Origin of the sequence: Paenibacillus terrigena DSM 21567, assembly GCF_000374845.1 — a bacterium.
Taxonomy (GTDB): domain Bacteria; phylum Bacillota; class Bacilli; order Paenibacillales; family Paenibacillaceae; genus Paenibacillus_K; species Paenibacillus_K terrigena.
Map to the genome: position 1 here is coordinate 378,043 of NZ_KB895412.1, position 15,232 is coordinate 393,274.

Consider the following 15,232-nt stretch of genomic DNA (forward strand, 5'->3'; position numbering starts at 1 on the left):
ACAATTCGCATCCTAACCAAAAGAGACTATCACATCAGTGATAGCCTCTTTTGTCTTTCCCTATGTATTGATCTACAGCTTCTTTATTTTGCCTACCGTGAACTTATCTCTGCCGTTCCAATCAGGCCGTTTGGCGACATTACGGACTTGGTTCGTCTGTTCATCATATTCATAGCCGTCCTCGAGGAATAGATGCTTGACTTCCAGCTTGAATTGAAGAGCACATTCTTTGCATAGATATCCGCGGTGGATTTGATGCTCGCAGAAATAGCAGTTATATCTCAAGTTCGGATGATCGAGCGAAAACAGCTTGCCTTCATTGATATATTTAATCAGCTTGCTAATCGGCACTTCGACGGCTTCACTAAGCTCATGGAGGCTGACGTTCCGATTGTTCTTCAGGTAGGTATTGCTTCGCTCAAGCTCGGATCGAATAAATGCATAACATTCCGGGCAAAATTCCGAAAAATATTTCTGAAAAATATTCCCGCAACGCTTGCAATTATCTACGTTCAATGACATTCCCTCACCTCAATTGCTTCATGAATTACTACTAGTATACCTGTACAGATAAGTAAAAGGATATAATGGGGAGGATTCCACACATTTTGCACGATACAATTCCTGAATCATCGAGGAGGAGAGACATGCAACCTTTTACTATATCTGTTATCGGCATCCTGCGCTCAATTCCTGAGGGTAAAGTGATGACATATGGACAAGTCGCCAGGGCAGCAGGGAGTCCGCGAGCCGCAAGACAAGTCGTGCGCGTGCTGCATACCTTAAGCGGGAAGTATGATCTGCCTTGGCATCGCGTTGTGAACAAGAGCGGAGGAATTGCGCTGCAAGACGATATTTCCCGTTCTGTGCAGCAGTCATTATTGGAAGGAGAAGGAGTGCATTTCGACACGGCAGGCTGTGTGAATCTTGAACGATACCAATGGGATGAGACTTAAACTGGACAGAAGCCGGGATTGCCCGTGCAGAGCTGACGCGCGTAGAGCGGGTCTTCTTTGGTGAGGGCTTCAAAATAACTGCCGATAATGTGATTATTGCCCGGTGACCCGTTCTGGAACAGCATCGACACGGAATGGCGGACATGCGTATAGAAAATTGTCTTTTTTCGTTTCGGGAGTTTATAGATAAACGGCGGGATATGGGTGACGGCATCGACCAGATTGTTGACGCGATAGCTGCCCTTCACTAGGCGGATAAAAGCTTTGGAGAAAGCGGGGTCCCCAACGCGCGGCGATCCGAACGTATAGACCCAAGGGGTCGTGAACGGCGTATTCGAGGCGACATCGATCGCGCAGAAGGTGGCGAGTGCACCTCCCAGGCTATGCCCGGTAATGTACACGGTTTTGCCCGCAGGGAGCTTGCCCAAGAGCTCTAGAATTTGCGTGCGCGCAGAAGTGTAGATATCAGTGAATCCTTTGTGCGTAAGCCCGGCGTTGTTGACGAATTTGAAAGGGGTCTGCACCGCGATGGCGTCGGAGATCCAATCCGAAGTCGAGACGGTTCCGCGAAAAGCGATAATGAGATCGGATTCGGATTCGAGCACAAAGCCGAAGCGCTCCCATTCGCCGCGGAAGGACTTGGCCGAGATTTCCGCCGTGGTTTGGTAGCCGTAGGGGACGACGAATTGGCCATTCGGGTCATTATACTGGTTGTAGGTCTGTTCACAGACAGCCGCTAGAAAAATAGCCATTCGCACCTGAAACCCGTTCGCACTCATCGTTATCCCCACCTCTCCCTACACTATATTAGATGTGGGCGTGTGAGGTGCCTATTTTTCCATGGATTTGTGCTTCATCCAAAAACGCCAAAAACCTTAGAAAGGTCTTTGGCGTTTACGTTAGCGATCTCTATTATTCCTTCACATATGCAATCGTGCTCCGAACCGTATTAATCGGACGAACCATCTTCTCAATCTGTTCACGTTTGGATTCGAGGAATGGTGGGAGTGACAGCTTCTCACCCAGCGTTTCATACGGCTCATCCCCCATAAAACCAGGTCCATCTGTAGCGAATTCGAATAAGATTTGCGGTGCAACTCTCGCATACAATGACTCGAAAAAGAAGCGGTCAACATAGCCGGAATTCGGGAATTTATAGCTGTCCAGACGACCAATCCACTCCTTCAATACCGAACGATCCTCGACGCGGAAGGCTGCATGATGAACGGTACCATACCCTTGCTGCGCCCGTGGAAGAATCACGTTATGCTCCACGACCACTTGCGCGCCGTTGCCGCCCTCGCCAACCTCGAACAAGTAGAGCGAATCTTCTTGTGCAATTTGCTTGAACATCAGTACTTTCGTAAGGACTTCCTTGAAAAACTCCACATCCGAGACGCGTACGAAGACGGGACCTAAGCCGGTAATAGCATATTCGAGCGGGATCGGACCTTTCTGCCACGGTGTACCGGATTCCACGCCGACATTGTGCTCATCAGAGATTAGTTGGTACTGTTGATCATCGAAGTCGACGAACGATAAGGTCTGCTTGCCGAAAAGCGGCTTGATGCCTGTATGCTGTACACCGAGGCGATCGAATCGGCGTACCCAATAGTCTAATGCGGCATCGCTTGGCACGCGGAACGATGTTTTGGAGATTTCATCTGTCCCATGCTGCCCTTTTGGAATGCCCGGGAAATCGAAGAAGGTCATATCGGTTCCTGCGCTGCCTTTGTCATCGGCGAAGAATAAGTGATACGTCTGGATATCGTCTTGGTTAACGGTCTTCTTCACAAGGCGCATCCCTAATACATTGGTGAAGAAATCATAGTTCTTCTCTGCGCTGCTTGTAATGGCTGTTACGTGGTGAATGCCTTTTAATCCGTTCATGATGTCATCCTCCATTATATGTTTAATTTTTGCATTTATCTTTATATCAAATATCTTTACTTGAAGATAATATAACGCTGTTTGCTGTTCTTGTCAACTAAATCGTTGTAAAACATAAATTTCATGGAAAAGTATCACATTTCGTTGATTGAGCACCTATAAGTGTAAGCGCTTAAACTTTACAATGGAAATACAGCATACGAGGACAGACAGACGTCAATGTGCTAGCTGTTTCGGAAGTTGCAGCAGTAGAGCCGTCAAGTGGTTCGCATGAATGATCACCGAACGCACTGTCATATAAGAATTCAGACGAGGGAGGCCATGACATGGCGCAAGTTCAACCAGAGTTAGACACGGATGTAGAGGTCCGAACAACGCAGCGCAGTCCACTCCGCCGGTTTTTGCAGCAGATTGATCTGCAGATGATGGTCATACCGGGGATCCTGCTCATCATTATTTTCAGTTATATTCCAATGTACGGCGTATTGATGGCATTTCAGGACTACAGCATCTTCAAAGGGTTCGCCGCCAGTCCATGGGTAGGGCTCAAGCATTTCGAAATGTTCTTCAACTCACCGGAGTTTTTCAACGTCATGCGGAATACGCTCGTCATCAGTCTCCTGAAGCTGTGTATTGGATTCCCGGCACCGATCATCTTGGCGCTGATGCTCAATGAGGTCAGACACATGCTGTTCAAGCGTGTCGTGCAGACGATTACGTATCTGCCTCACTTTATGTCATGGGTTATTGTTGCTGGGATCGTCATGTCGCTCTTGTCGACGGATAACGGTAGTGTGAACATTCTGCTCGAGAATCTAAATTTGGTCGATGAACCGATTAATTTCCTCTCGATTCCGAAGCTGTTCTGGAGCATCCTGGTGACGACGAACGTCTGGAAAGAGATTGGGTTCGGTTCCATCGTGTACATGGCGGCAATCGCGGGTATTGATCCGCATATGTACGAAGCAGCGTCGATGGATGGTGCCAGCAAATTTAAGCAAATTTATCTAATTACGCTTCCTTCTATCATGCCTGTCGTTATTATCTTCATGATTCTAGCGATCGGGAACCTGCTGAATGCAGGTTTCGAGGATATCTTGCTGCTCGGTGTCAATCCAGTCTTGCGGGAAGTATCCGATGTCATCGAGACGTACGTGTATCGGATCGGGATTCAGAACTCACGGTACTCGTATGCCACAGCTGTCGGCTTGTTCAAAGCCATCATTAGTGTAGGAATGCTCACCATAGCGAACTACCTTGCGCGCCGATCAGGCAATAGCTTGTGGTAAGAATGAAGACATCATGGAGGTGTGTCAAGAATGAATAGACTTGGAATATCGGATCGAATCATGTACATCTTTATATACGCGTTTCTTATTTTGCTTACTTTTGTAACATTCTATCCGTTCTGGAACGCGCTGGTTATCTCTTTCAACAAAGGTATGGATACGGCGATGGGCGGCGTGACGTTCTGGCCAAGGAGCTTCTCGCTGGAGAACTATGAAGTCGTCTTCAAAGATAAACGGTTATTGAACGGCTTTGGGGTCTCGGTGTTGCGTACCATTATCGGAACCATATTGTCGATCCTGATAACGAGTATTTTCGCCTTCGGTCTATCGAAGAAAGAGTTAATGGGCCGCAAGTTTTATATGATTCTCTGTATCATTACCATGTATTTCAGCGGCGGTCTTATTCCTACTTTCTTATTGATCCGCAGCCTTGGTATGATGAACTCTTTCTGGGTATTCATTATCCCGGGACTTATCAGCGTATGGAATATGATCATCTTCAGAACCTTCTTCAATGGGCTTCCGGCAGGGTTGGAGGAATCTGCGAAGATTGACGGCTGTGGCAACTGGGGGACGTTCTTCCGCATTGTACTGCCACTCTCCGGTCCGGTTATCGCAACATTATCGTTGTTCACGGCGATCTACCATTGGAACGACTGGTTCACACCGAGTATCTACATAACCAATGAGAACCTGCTTCCGATTCAGACGATGCTGAAGCAAATTCTGAACTCGAATATTATGTCTGAGCAGATGTCCAACTTGGATGCAGCAGCGCAAAGCCAAATGTCGAAGATGCAGAGTGTAACGAGCAAATCGCTCTCGATGGCGACGATGATGGTGGCAACTTTGCCGATTATTATGGTATACCCTTTCGTACAGAAGTTCTTCGTCAAAGGGGTATTGGTAGGATCCCTGAAAGAGTAGTAAGGGATGTTCGTGAGACGTTTGAAGCATTTGCTTTGGACATAAAACCAATTTTGAAAGGGGAAACAGTCAGATGAAGAACAAGAAAAAAATGATTATGTGTGTGTTATCTGCCTTCCTAGTCGTATCTCTTCTGGCAGCGTGTGGCGGCAACGCCGATACGAAGAAACAGGCGGAAGGGTCAGGTACTACGACGAATGAGGGTACAAAGACAGAAGAGGTAACACCAGCAAGCGATAAGTATGAGCTCGGCAAAGAGCCACTCGAATTCACCTTCTACGGGCACTATGATTGGTACACGATGCCTACGTGGGGACAAGATGAAGCAACCAAATGGATTAAAGAGAATAAAAAAGTCGACATCAAAGCGATTCAATCCGGCGGTAGCGCAGCACAGAAATTGAATACCATGATTGCAACGAACGAACTCCCAGACGTGATTTGGATGGACCGCGGTCCAGATGTGGAGAAGCTGCGTCAGGCTGATATGCTCGTGCCGTTCGATGATTATCTAGATAAATATCCGAATTTGAAAACGTGGTTCGCGGAGAATGGTATGAACATGCTGCGTTCCGAGGACGGTAAATTGTATCAGTTCCCGAACTGGTATACGAGCCAACCAAATGGTAACGCAGGTTATGTTGTGAATAAGAAGATCTACACCGAGCTTGGCTCACCGAAGATCGAGACAACAGAGGATCTGTACAACTATTTGAAGCAAGTGAAAGCGAAATATCCAGATGTCATTCCATTCGAGACAGGTCTTGCGAAAGACGGTCAAGGACTTGATATCCTGTACTCCGCGTTCAAAGCGGATAACAAAGGCTATTCTGCGAAGGGCCTCATGGCCGTTCCGGTAGATGGCAAATTGTCTTCGATCTTCAAGGATGAGCCGTACCGTCAATCGATGGTCTATGCATCCAAGTTGTTCCGTGAGAAATTAATCACACAAGATGCAATGACACAAACGAAGGACCAAGAGAAAGAGAAAGTGATGACAGGACGCGTCGCTGTCTATGCGACATCCAGCCCGACAGATATTGCACAGCTGGCACAACCAGACCTTGCGAAGAAAGACCCTAACGGCGGGTACATTATGATCCCTCCAGTTCATGCTGAAGGCGTACCTGCGGATCAAGTATTCCCTGGTTCGTACAAACAATTAGGATGGAACGTATCCGTTATTACCAAAGCAGCCAAAGATCCGGAAGCAATCTTCGCATTCTTGGATTGGTATACAGGCCCAGCAGGACAATCGGTTCAAATGTGGGGACCCGAAGGTAAGTACTGGCAGGGTGTAGAGGAAGATGGCTTTACGCCGAAATTTACAGACGCTTATGTGACGGATGCAGATGGTCTCGCGAAGCTTCAAGGTGAGACGGTGAACCTGATGTGGAACGGTAACACCGTATTCCTAGATAAGACGAAAGCGAAATACGAAGCAACATTACCACTTGAGAAACGCAGCTGGGCAACTCACTGGCAAAGTACAGTAACATGGAAATCGCAATCCGATGCGACAGAACTCGTGAACTTGTCTCCAATGCCTGAGAGTGAGGAAGGTATCGCACAGCAACGGATTAATGATATTTTCATAGAGTCCAGAGCGAAAGCATTGTTCGCGAAGAGCGATGCAGAAGTGCTTGCGATTCTAGACAAAGCGGCAGCGGATGCCGACACAGCAGGATTCCCTAAACTGTTAGAGTTCGAGACGAACAAATGGCAAGAGAACTTGAAGAAAATGAGCGGCGGTAAATAAGCATGACAGAAATGAGCTAAAGCGAAGGGTATACTAATCACATTAGTATACCCTCGTTTTTGTGAATATAAGAATTTATTAGTATCACAAATAAACTGTTCTTATATTTAAATTCAAGCGCTTTAACTTTAAGAGATGGTATACTTGGTAGAGTATTTTACATAGAACTCTAATGATCGAATGGACAATCAAAGGGGGCTGCATCCATGTACAAAGTATTGCTAGCGGACGATGAAATGCTTGATTTGGAAGGGATGAAACAGTTTATCCCTTGGTCAGAGCTGGGGATGGAAGTCGTCGGGGCCGTAAATAACGGATTCTCTGCATGCGAAGTCATGGAGAAGCAGTCCATTGATATATTAGTCACCGATATTAACATGCCGAACATGTCTGGACTTGAGCTGGCACGTCGTGCACTCGGATATAAAAGTGATTTGCGCATTTTATTCGTAAGCGGTTACCAGGATTTCCACTACGTGAAGCAGGCTTTATCCCTAAAGGCAGTTAGCTACGTATTGAAGCCGATGGATGATAACGAGTTGATTGCCTCACTGACTAGCGTGAAGCAAGCGCTGGATGAAGAGAAGCAGCGCCGTGATGCGGAGGAAACCTATCAGGATATGATCCCGATGGCGAAGAATGATCTGCTGATTCGCCTGTTCGAAGGGGAGTTGTCTTGGGGACAATCGGAGAAGCTGCAGAAGCTCGCGGTTTCCTATCGATTGAATCTGCTGCTGTGGCCGCTGCATGTTGTTGTGCTGGAGCTCGATGCTCTGGCATGGATGCCGGTTGAGCATGTGGGTGCGGCGCAGCAAGAGATGCTGAACTCGTTTCTCTATGAGATGAACGAAGTTGCCAAACGCCATGGCATGGAGCATGGATGCAAGCTGTCCAGATATCGCCTTGCGATTCTGATGCCGGATAGCGGGATACACGAATGCCTAAGTGATATGTATCGTACCGCCAAGGCGTTGTTCTCGGGTTCGATGACCGTCGGGGTTGGCGAAGCCGTTCATGGTCTGGATCAATTGAATATTTCCTATCAGCAAGCGCTGGAGGCGATTGACGGGAAAATGTTCTTCGGCAAGGGACAACGCATCGACTATGTCGATGTTCGTCGTGCACCTGCGCTGGACGATGCCCGGATCTTGGAATTCCGACTAGATGCCTTGTTCAACGCAATGTCGCACTATGAGTTGGTTCGTATTCACGATGAAATCGATAATTTGTTCTACTCGGTTAATGCGCTGCGCTCGAAGTTTACCGTCCACAACCTCGCCATGTACATGGTCTGGAAGCTGGATCAATATTTGCATACGCTGGGCGAAGATTTGTTCGAGATGTTAGGCATGCAGCTGCACAACCTGGATGTGCTCCTTCAATTCGATACGACGCTGGAAATTCGCTCTTGGTTCGTGCGCAAAGTGTTCGAGATCTCCGAAATCCTGCACCAGAAGGCAAGTTCGAAGAACAGTAAGTTGATTCGTGAGATTCTGAAAATGGTGAAAGACCAATTGCATGAAAATCTGACGCTTAAAGATATTGCGTATCAATTCTCCTTCTCCCCGAATTACTTGGGACATTTGTTCAAGGAAGAGGTCGGAAAGACCTTCAGTGAGGTTCTCATTCAGATGCGGATGGACCGGGCGCGCGAGCTGCTGAAGGACCCGGTGCTCAAGATCTATCAGATTGCGGATCAAGTGGGTTATCGGTATCTGCCTTATTTCAGTAGACAATTCAAGGATACGTTCGGGATGACACCGATGGAATATCGTAAACGCGAAGGGTAACGGGGGATAGTCGCATGCAAGTACAGACACAGAGGAAGAAATCGATGTACCTCCCGATCGGCTTCAAGCTCATGCTGACCTATATGTTGTTCATCGTGATTCCGGTCATCGTCATTGGATATGTATCGAATTCGATGTATCAGAATTCCATCCGCACGCAGACGGAGAACAATATTCAAGGCACATTGCTGCAGATTCGCGATAATATCGAATACAAGCTCGAAGATGTAAAGCGTGTCTCTTCGATGCTCTATTACGATTATTCCTTGGCAACGCAGCTACGAAGCTTCCGGGAAGGCTGGGAGAGCTATGAACGGACAACGAAGCTGGTCCTGCCGAAGTTCGATATTGCAGTCAATGCGACGGGGATGAATATCGCCATGTCCGTATTCCTTGGGAATGACTCGCTTCCGGAGGTCTATCACGGGTCCTATGAGCGAGAAAATCCCGATTTGCTCGGGCGTACTTATAATTTATATCATTTGGATCGGATTACGGAGAAGTCTTGGTACAAGGAGTTCCCTGAAGAGAAGTATGGCGAGACAATGGAGTGGCGACAGATCGAACGTGACGCCGAGTTCAACCGCATATCGCTATTGCGCCGTATGGTAGACAGCTTGGACCCCGTACGACTCAAAGAGTTCGGCTTCATGCGATTGAGCGTTCAAATTCCGGAGATTTTTAGAAGCGTCGACTTTGAGAAAATCGGAGAGGGCACCGTACTCTCGATTCGGGATGAGCACGAACGGGTGATGTATCAATCTGGGGCCTTGCCCAATCAGGTGCTTGAAGCAGAGAATCCTGCAACGCATTATCTGATGATTGAAGAACAATTAAGCAGTATCCCTTGGAAATTGGTGGCCCAGATTCCGACGACGATTATCGAACGTGATGCACATAAGATTCGGATATTCATTATGGGGGTATGCCTTGTCTGTCTGCTTGTATTTACGTTCCTCGGCGTATTCGTCTCGAAGTACTTCTCCGTACGGATTCAGAAATTCGTATCGGTGTTGAACGCCTTCCGCGAAGGAGATCTGCATAAACGCATGTCCTATCGAGGGCGAGATGAGTTCTCACAGATTGCAACGGCCTTGAACGAGATGGGTGAGAATATTGATGGGCTGATCAAGAAGGTCTATCTCACGCAGCTTCAGAAGAAGGAAGCAGAGCTCGAGATGCTGCAGTCACAGATTAATCCGCATTTTCTCTATAATACGTTGTCATCGATTAACCGGCTGGCGAAGTTCGGCGAGACGGAGAAGGTGCAGCAGACCGTACTGGAGCTTGCGAAGTTCTACCGTCTGACCCTCAATGAAGGACGGACGATGATCCCTGTGGCATCCGAGATTGAGCAAGCCAACGCGTATCTGGAGATTCAGAAGATCAAATACGGTGACCGGATGGAGATTATGTTCGATATCGATCCTGGTATTTGGCCGTACGAGACCATGAAGCTGATTCTGCAGCCATTCCTCGAAAATGTCCTGAAGCATGCATGGTGCGGGGATCGCATCCATCTGCGGATTGTCGGACAAATGGACAAGGGAGATATTCTATTCCGTGTTATCGACGATGGGATCGGCATGAAGCAAGAGCGCATCGACCAGCTATTTGGTCCTGAAGGACATATGAATGCGGGATACGGGGTTCGCAATGTCGATCAGCGGATCAAGCTGCAATATGGATCGCCTTACGGCGTATCGATCTATAGCCGCGTTGGGATCGGCACATCGGTGCAGATTCGAATCCCGGCGCAGCGAGGGAAGTCGTAATTCGATTCCTCAACGAATGATAAAAAAAGGATGATGCGCAGTGTGTTCCATACACTGCGCATCATCCTTTTTTAGTGTGCCGCCTGGATTAGATCATCAGAATCTCGCGAATCTCTTGCTCGGTTAACGCAGACAAGCCTTCATGCCCCGGTTGAATGACTTCGTCGATGAGGTTCATCTTGCGCTTCTGCAGCTCGTACATTTTATCTTCGACGGTGCCTTGGGCAACGAGGCGAATAACTTGGACGACTTTACGCTGCCCGATGCGATGCGCGCGGTCGGCCGCCTGTTGCTCCACCGCAGGATTCCACCAGAGGTCATAGAGAATAACGGTGTCGGCTCCCGTCAAATTCAGTCCGGTACCGCCTGCCTTCAGTGAAGCGAGGAAGAGGTCGCGCTCCCCGTCATTAAATCGGCGGCAGAGCTCTACGCGCTCCACGGCTGGCGTCTGGCCATCCAGATAGAAATACGGTATCTCTTGATGGGACAGCTTTCTGCCGATCATCCCGAGCATTTCAGTGAACTGGGAGAAGATGAGCAGACGTCTCCCCGTACCCCTACATTCTTCGATCATCTCGAAGAGCTGCTCGAATTTGGCGGAGCTCCCTTCGTAGCCCTCCATGAACAGTGCAGGGTGGCAGCAGATTTGGCGCAATCTCGTTAGACCGGCCAGAATCCGAATGCGGGTCTTGTAGAAGTCCTTCTCAGCGAGGTGCTTCAATGTTTCTTGCTGCAGCTCCGCCAAGAACGAAGCGTACAGCTTCTTCTGTTCCGGGAGCAGTTCGGATGCTTGTGTCGATTCAATCTTCGCAGGCAGCTCTTTCAGCACATCGGATTTCAACCGTCGCAGCAAGAATGGGCGAACGCGCTTCGCAATGGTGTCTCGAGATAAATCCCCGAAGGCTTTGAGTCCTGGCAACAGATCCGGAAACACGGCGCTGAAGATGGACCATAACTCTTCCAGCGTATTCTCGATTGGCGTACCCGTCAGTGCGAAGCGATAGCGGGCATCCAGCTCACGCACGGCTTGCGCCGTCTGCGTCGTATAATTCTTGAATGCTTGAGCCTCATCCAAGATGAGGGTATGGTATGAGCGCTTCGTGTAGAGCGAGACATCGCGTCGCAGCAGCGGATAGGAGGTGATGATCACGTCGACCTCTGAATCGTCAGCACGAATGATGCCACTGCGCTCCGATTTGCTGCCGTCGGCAATGATGGCTCGGATCTCTGGGGCGAACCGTTTGAGCTCATTCAGCCAGTTGTACACGAGTGACGCGGGACATATGATTAGTGCTTGCCGCTTCTCCCTTCGAATCTCGGATAAGACGGAGACGAGGAAGGTGATGCTCTGAATCGTCTTGCCCAGTCCCATATCGTCGGCTAGTATACCGCCGAAGCGGTAGTGGGCCAGTGTCTTCATCCACTGGAAGCCGTACGTCTGGTAATCCCGCAGTACCGTTGCGAGAGATTCCGGTACTGGGAAGTCCAGATGGTCCGGGTTCCGCATGTGCTCGAGCAGCTTGCGGAAGGACTTGCCCAGCTTCACGGACGAACTATGCTGCGTGGTATCCAGCAGGTGAAGTCCGCGAACGATTGGAACGCGAAGCTGTGTCCCTGTAATCTCGCTCTTCCGAATGCCGACTTCATTGATAAGATAGATTATTTCCTGGAATGCTGAACCCTCTAGCGGCATGAATGCCCCGTTCGGCATTTTATAATATTTGCGTTTATCTTCAAGTGCTTGGATGACCTTGCGTATCTCGGCATCGGAAATCCCGTCCAGTTCGAATTGGAACTCCAGCCAGTCGGTCCGTTCATCGGCATTTACCGTTATTCGCGGCGGCACACTCGGCAGGTGGAGTCTCACCTTGACTGCGGAAGTTGCGTAGACCTGCACGAGCTTCTCAAGCTCAGGCACGATCCGGTAGAGGAACTCATACTCATAATCCTCATTCTCCATATAATACCCTGCATCCGTCTTGGCGAAGGCGCTCTGCTCCAACAGGGCTAAGATGCGCTGCTCCTTCTCGCCGTCACGGATCAGAATCCGGTCGTCCCCGTGCTGCTGGCTTCGGTCTTCCAACGGATTGAAGATCATCTCTCCATAGTGGAATTCGAGGCCTGCGAGCAGCTTATCGTTTACTCGGTCAAGGAATAGCTTGGCCTTCAGCGGGGTATTGACGATTCGATCCGATATGGATTGTGCGATATGAACGGTGCCGAGCTTTCGAAGGCCGGGAACCACTTCCTCCATGAAGGATTCGATTTGCGCGCGTGGGATGTGAAGCCGCTCCTGACGAGCGGTATCGATGAGATGCCTTATTTCGGCGATGCGTCTGGCCTCAAGCGGCTGCATCTTCAATAGCTTCCCATCATACAAGAGTACATTGTAATCTTCCAGAACCGTAAGTTCGTCGAATCCTTGAATGTCGAGCTCGCAGCCTTCACCCGGTCCTTCGCCAAAAGAGAATCGGAGCGGAACCGGTTCATTCGAAAGCTCGATTCCTTCGTAGATTCTGCCCTCATGTTCAAGCTTAACGGAAGTTGCCAATTGCAAGAGGGATTGCAGCCTCTCCCACGAGAAGGGAGGGATCAAGATTGTTCGGCTATCGCTGGTTGGTCTGGTCGGTGTCGAAGAGATGAGCGTGCGCTCCTGATACAGCTTGTCTTGATTGTGGATGCGAATCAGCTCATGAAGGACCGCGTCATCATCTTTCGAGAATCTATACTGGGTGGGGTTATAGGTAAAATGTTTGGTGAATTCGTAGGATGCCCCACGCTCAATGTGTTCGAGGAATTCACGAATGCGCTGCACCATATAGAGTCGTTGAGGCCCTACTTTTAACTCGATACCGAACATAAACTTGCGAGCACCATAAGGGATCAGTCGGCAATGAAATTCGACTTCCAGTAGAGTTCTTGCATCAAGGAATGTCCCTGTCGCACTTGACCGAACCGGCTTGTCGCGGAACAATCCCAGCATGTTCTGCATGAATTGCTGATCGCGTGCTACGGTTTCAGAACCCCTTGGCATCAGAGTTCCGGTCGGCGCTGAGTCAATGCCGTGAAGAATATCATGAATTTGAATCAGGACCGCGGCTGCATGTTTGCAATAGTGATCATAGGAGTAGAAAGCAAGACAGCTGCACTCCGCATCAATTTCCCCGCTTGGTTCGATCTCGACCGTCACCTGATACGCACTGTTGCCTTGGACGGTGGCCGAATAATAAGGGGTTAGCGGATATTTGTTAACGAACTGCACTTTACCAGCTAGGCTGTAGGCTTCACCCCGCTCATAAGCAGACTCGCCGCATAATGCTCGAATTCGCTTCAGGGTCAACGGTACTTGCATCGCGAATAAATCCTTTCTCTATCTGAAATGATGGTGTATTTGAACATAATTAGATCCATCATAACAGAAAATACCGACTGCATGCTGCAGTCGGTATTTTCAATTCGAACGAGGTTGTTTAGGCGGAGTGTCCTTGGCTCGAGGTGTGTGCTAGTTCCTTCATTTGTTCAGGGTAACCATACGCGCCGTGTTCACTAAGATCGAGACCGATCGTCTCTTCCTCTTCCGTCACGCGAATGCCGATGGTTACTTTCATCAAGTAGAGGACCAGATAAGATACGACGAACGTAAATGCTGCACATACGATGACGCCGAGCGCTTGAACCCCTAATTGCTCGAATCCGCCGCCATAGAACAATCCGGCTTTACCAACGCCGACCTTGGCAGCCAGTTCAGGTGTAGCGAAGAAACCATTAGCGAGTGTGCCCCATACGCCGGCCATGCCGTGCGCTGACATCGCGTAGATCGGATCATCCATCCGAAGACGCTCGAACAGACGCATGCTAAGGAAGACGACAATCCCTGCGATCAAACCGATTACAATAGCGGCCCAAGATTCGACGAACGCGCAGGAAGCGGTTATTGCGACGAGACCAGCGAGTGCGCCGTTCAGCATAACGGAGATATCTGCTTTTCCCGTAACCATCCAGGAGATTAAGAGTGCAGCTACTGCACCTGCTGCAGCACCGAGCTGTGTGTTGATGGCGATGAATCCGAAGAAGCTTCCATCGCCTGCTGCAATCGTACTGCCTGCATTGAATCCGAACCAGCCTACCCAGAGGAGCATGACGCCAAGCGTTGTGAACACTTGATTGTGCCCCATAATATTGTTCGGTTTGCCGTTCTTGTTGTATTTGCCAAGACGCGGCCCGAGCAGCATGGTCGCAGCCATCGCCGCGACAGCGCCGGTAAGATGCACGACTGTGGAGCCGGCGAAGTCTTGATCCCCATGCTTCGCAAGCCATCCGCCGCCCCAGATCCAATGCGCAATCACCGGATAGATGATGGCTGAGAAGACAATCGCGAAGATCAGATAAGCGGATAGCTTGGCGCGTTCTGCGAAGCCGCCGAATGCAACGGACATCGAGATAGTGGCAAAAGCAAGCTGGAACATAAAGTTCACGGTCGGAGCCACAATACTGCCCTCCGGTACGGACATACTGCTGAATCCGAAGTAATCTCCCCATCCGATGAAGGGATTGCCTTGAGAGCCGAAGATAAAGGCGTATCCGACGGCCCAGAATACCATAGAGACGATACCGATGGTGAAGACGGTCTTCCCGGCAATGTGACCTGCATTCTTCATTCGTGTGGAGCCGGCTTCGAGCATAATAAATCCGCTCTGCATGAATAACACTAAAATTGCACTCAACATCGTCCATACTGCATTAATCCCTAATTCCATGTCACATTACCTCTCTCCTATAATAATGTAGTCAACCCACGTTGTTCCCAAAGACGGACAATCACTTCGTATAAATGATATTATGTTCG

11 protein-coding genes are annotated in these 15,232 nt (G+C 49.1%); 6 read left to right on the top strand and 5 right to left on the bottom strand.

Annotated features, from left to right (window positions below; genetic code table 11):
- Positions 1 to 72: 72 nt before the first annotated feature.
- A complete protein-coding gene (locus C558_RS32300) occupies positions 73 to 522 on the bottom strand; it encodes a hypothetical protein (RefSeq protein ID WP_018754502.1) in 450 nt (149 codons plus the stop codon).
- A gap of 125 nt (positions 523 to 647) precedes the next feature.
- Here C558_RS32300 and C558_RS0101805 point away from each other — a divergent pair, with 125 nt between their 5' ends.
- Positions 648 to 956, top strand: coding sequence for an MGMT family protein (locus tag C558_RS0101805; RefSeq protein WP_018754503.1), 309 nt, complete (start codon positions 648 to 650; stop codon positions 954 to 956).
- On the opposite strand, the gene C558_RS0101810 is transcribed toward C558_RS0101805, so the two are convergent.
- Positions 953 to 1,735 carry a lipase family protein gene (locus C558_RS0101810; RefSeq protein ID WP_018754504.1) on the bottom strand — a complete coding sequence of 261 codons (783 nt, stop codon included), beginning with the start codon at positions 1,733 to 1,735 and terminating at the stop codon, positions 953 to 955. The two genes, C558_RS0101805 and C558_RS0101810, sit on opposite strands and share 4 nt — an antisense overlap.
- Before the next feature lie 133 nt (positions 1,736 to 1,868).
- Positions 1,869 to 2,846, bottom strand: coding sequence for a ring-cleaving dioxygenase (locus C558_RS0101815; RefSeq protein ID WP_018754505.1), 978 nt, complete (start codon positions 2,844 to 2,846; stop codon positions 1,869 to 1,871).
- Between the two features lie 326 nt (positions 2,847 to 3,172).
- On the opposite strand from C558_RS0101815, the gene C558_RS0101820 reads away from it, so the two are divergent.
- The 5 genes from C558_RS0101820 (at position 3,173) to C558_RS0101840 (ending at position 10,386) form a co-directional block, all read left to right on the top strand.
- Positions 3,173 to 4,135 carry an ABC transporter permease gene (locus tag C558_RS0101820; protein ID WP_018754506.1) on the top strand — a complete coding sequence of 321 codons (963 nt, stop codon included), beginning with the start codon at positions 3,173 to 3,175 and terminating at the stop codon, positions 4,133 to 4,135.
- A gap of 30 nt (positions 4,136 to 4,165) precedes the next feature.
- Positions 4,166 to 5,062, top strand: a complete 897-nt coding sequence (locus tag C558_RS0101825; RefSeq protein WP_018754507.1) for a carbohydrate ABC transporter permease — start codon at positions 4,166 to 4,168, stop codon at positions 5,060 to 5,062.
- Positions 5,063 to 5,135: 73 nt separating this feature from the next.
- Positions 5,136 to 6,821, top strand: a complete 1,686-nt coding sequence (locus C558_RS0101830; RefSeq protein ID WP_018754508.1) for an extracellular solute-binding protein — start codon at positions 5,136 to 5,138, stop codon at positions 6,819 to 6,821.
- 206 nt (positions 6,822 to 7,027) lie between these two features.
- Complete coding sequence (locus C558_RS0101835) at positions 7,028 to 8,611, top strand: response regulator (RefSeq protein WP_018754509.1); 1,584 nt, start codon at positions 7,028 to 7,030, stop codon at positions 8,609 to 8,611.
- A gap of 14 nt (positions 8,612 to 8,625) precedes the next feature.
- Positions 8,626 to 10,386 carry a sensor histidine kinase gene (locus C558_RS0101840; RefSeq protein WP_018754510.1) on the top strand — a complete coding sequence of 587 codons (1,761 nt, stop codon included), beginning with the start codon at positions 8,626 to 8,628 and terminating at the stop codon, positions 10,384 to 10,386.
- Between the two features lie 88 nt (positions 10,387 to 10,474).
- Here C558_RS0101840 and C558_RS0101845 read toward each other — a convergent pair whose 3' ends face one another.
- Both C558_RS0101845 and C558_RS0101850 read right to left on the bottom strand, forming a co-directional pair.
- The gene (locus C558_RS0101845) at positions 10,475 to 13,738 is read right to left on the bottom strand and encodes a DEAD/DEAH box helicase (protein WP_018754511.1); all 3,264 of its coding nucleotides are present in this window, start codon (positions 13,736 to 13,738) and stop codon (positions 10,475 to 10,477) included.
- A 118-nt stretch (positions 13,739 to 13,856) separates the two neighbouring features.
- The gene (locus tag C558_RS0101850) at positions 13,857 to 15,143 is read right to left on the bottom strand and encodes an ammonium transporter (protein ID WP_018754512.1); all 1,287 of its coding nucleotides are present in this window, start codon (positions 15,141 to 15,143) and stop codon (positions 13,857 to 13,859) included.
- Positions 15,144 to 15,232: the final 89 nt, after the last annotated feature.

Excerpts from the sequence above, each read along its gene's own strand:
- C558_RS32300 (WP_018754502.1), bottom strand. The coding sequence starts at position 522 with ATGTCATTGAACGTAGATAATTGCAAGCGTTGCGGGAATATTTTTCAG.
- C558_RS0101805 (WP_018754503.1), top strand. The coding sequence starts at position 648 with ATGCAACCTTTTACTATATCTGTTATCGGCATCCTGCGCTCAATTCCT.
- C558_RS0101810 (WP_018754504.1), bottom strand. The coding sequence starts at position 1,735 with ATGAGTGCGAACGGGTTTCAGGTGCGAATGGCTATTTTTCTAGCGGCT.
- C558_RS0101815 (WP_018754505.1), bottom strand. The coding sequence starts at position 2,846 with ATGAACGGATTAAAAGGCATTCACCACGTAACAGCCATTACAAGCAGC.
- C558_RS0101820 (WP_018754506.1), top strand. The coding sequence starts at position 3,173 with ATGGCGCAAGTTCAACCAGAGTTAGACACGGATGTAGAGGTCCGAACA.
- C558_RS0101825 (WP_018754507.1), top strand. The coding sequence starts at position 4,166 with ATGAATAGACTTGGAATATCGGATCGAATCATGTACATCTTTATATAC.
- C558_RS0101830 (WP_018754508.1), top strand. The coding sequence starts at position 5,136 with ATGAAGAACAAGAAAAAAATGATTATGTGTGTGTTATCTGCCTTCCTA.
- C558_RS0101835 (WP_018754509.1), top strand. The coding sequence starts at position 7,028 with ATGTACAAAGTATTGCTAGCGGACGATGAAATGCTTGATTTGGAAGGG.
- C558_RS0101840 (WP_018754510.1), top strand. The coding sequence starts at position 8,626 with ATGCAAGTACAGACACAGAGGAAGAAATCGATGTACCTCCCGATCGGC.
- C558_RS0101845 (WP_018754511.1), bottom strand. The coding sequence starts at position 13,738 with ATGCAAGTACCGTTGACCCTGAAGCGAATTCGAGCATTATGCGGCGAG.
- C558_RS0101850 (WP_018754512.1), bottom strand. The coding sequence starts at position 15,143 with ATGGAATTAGGGATTAATGCAGTATGGACGATGTTGAGTGCAATTTTA.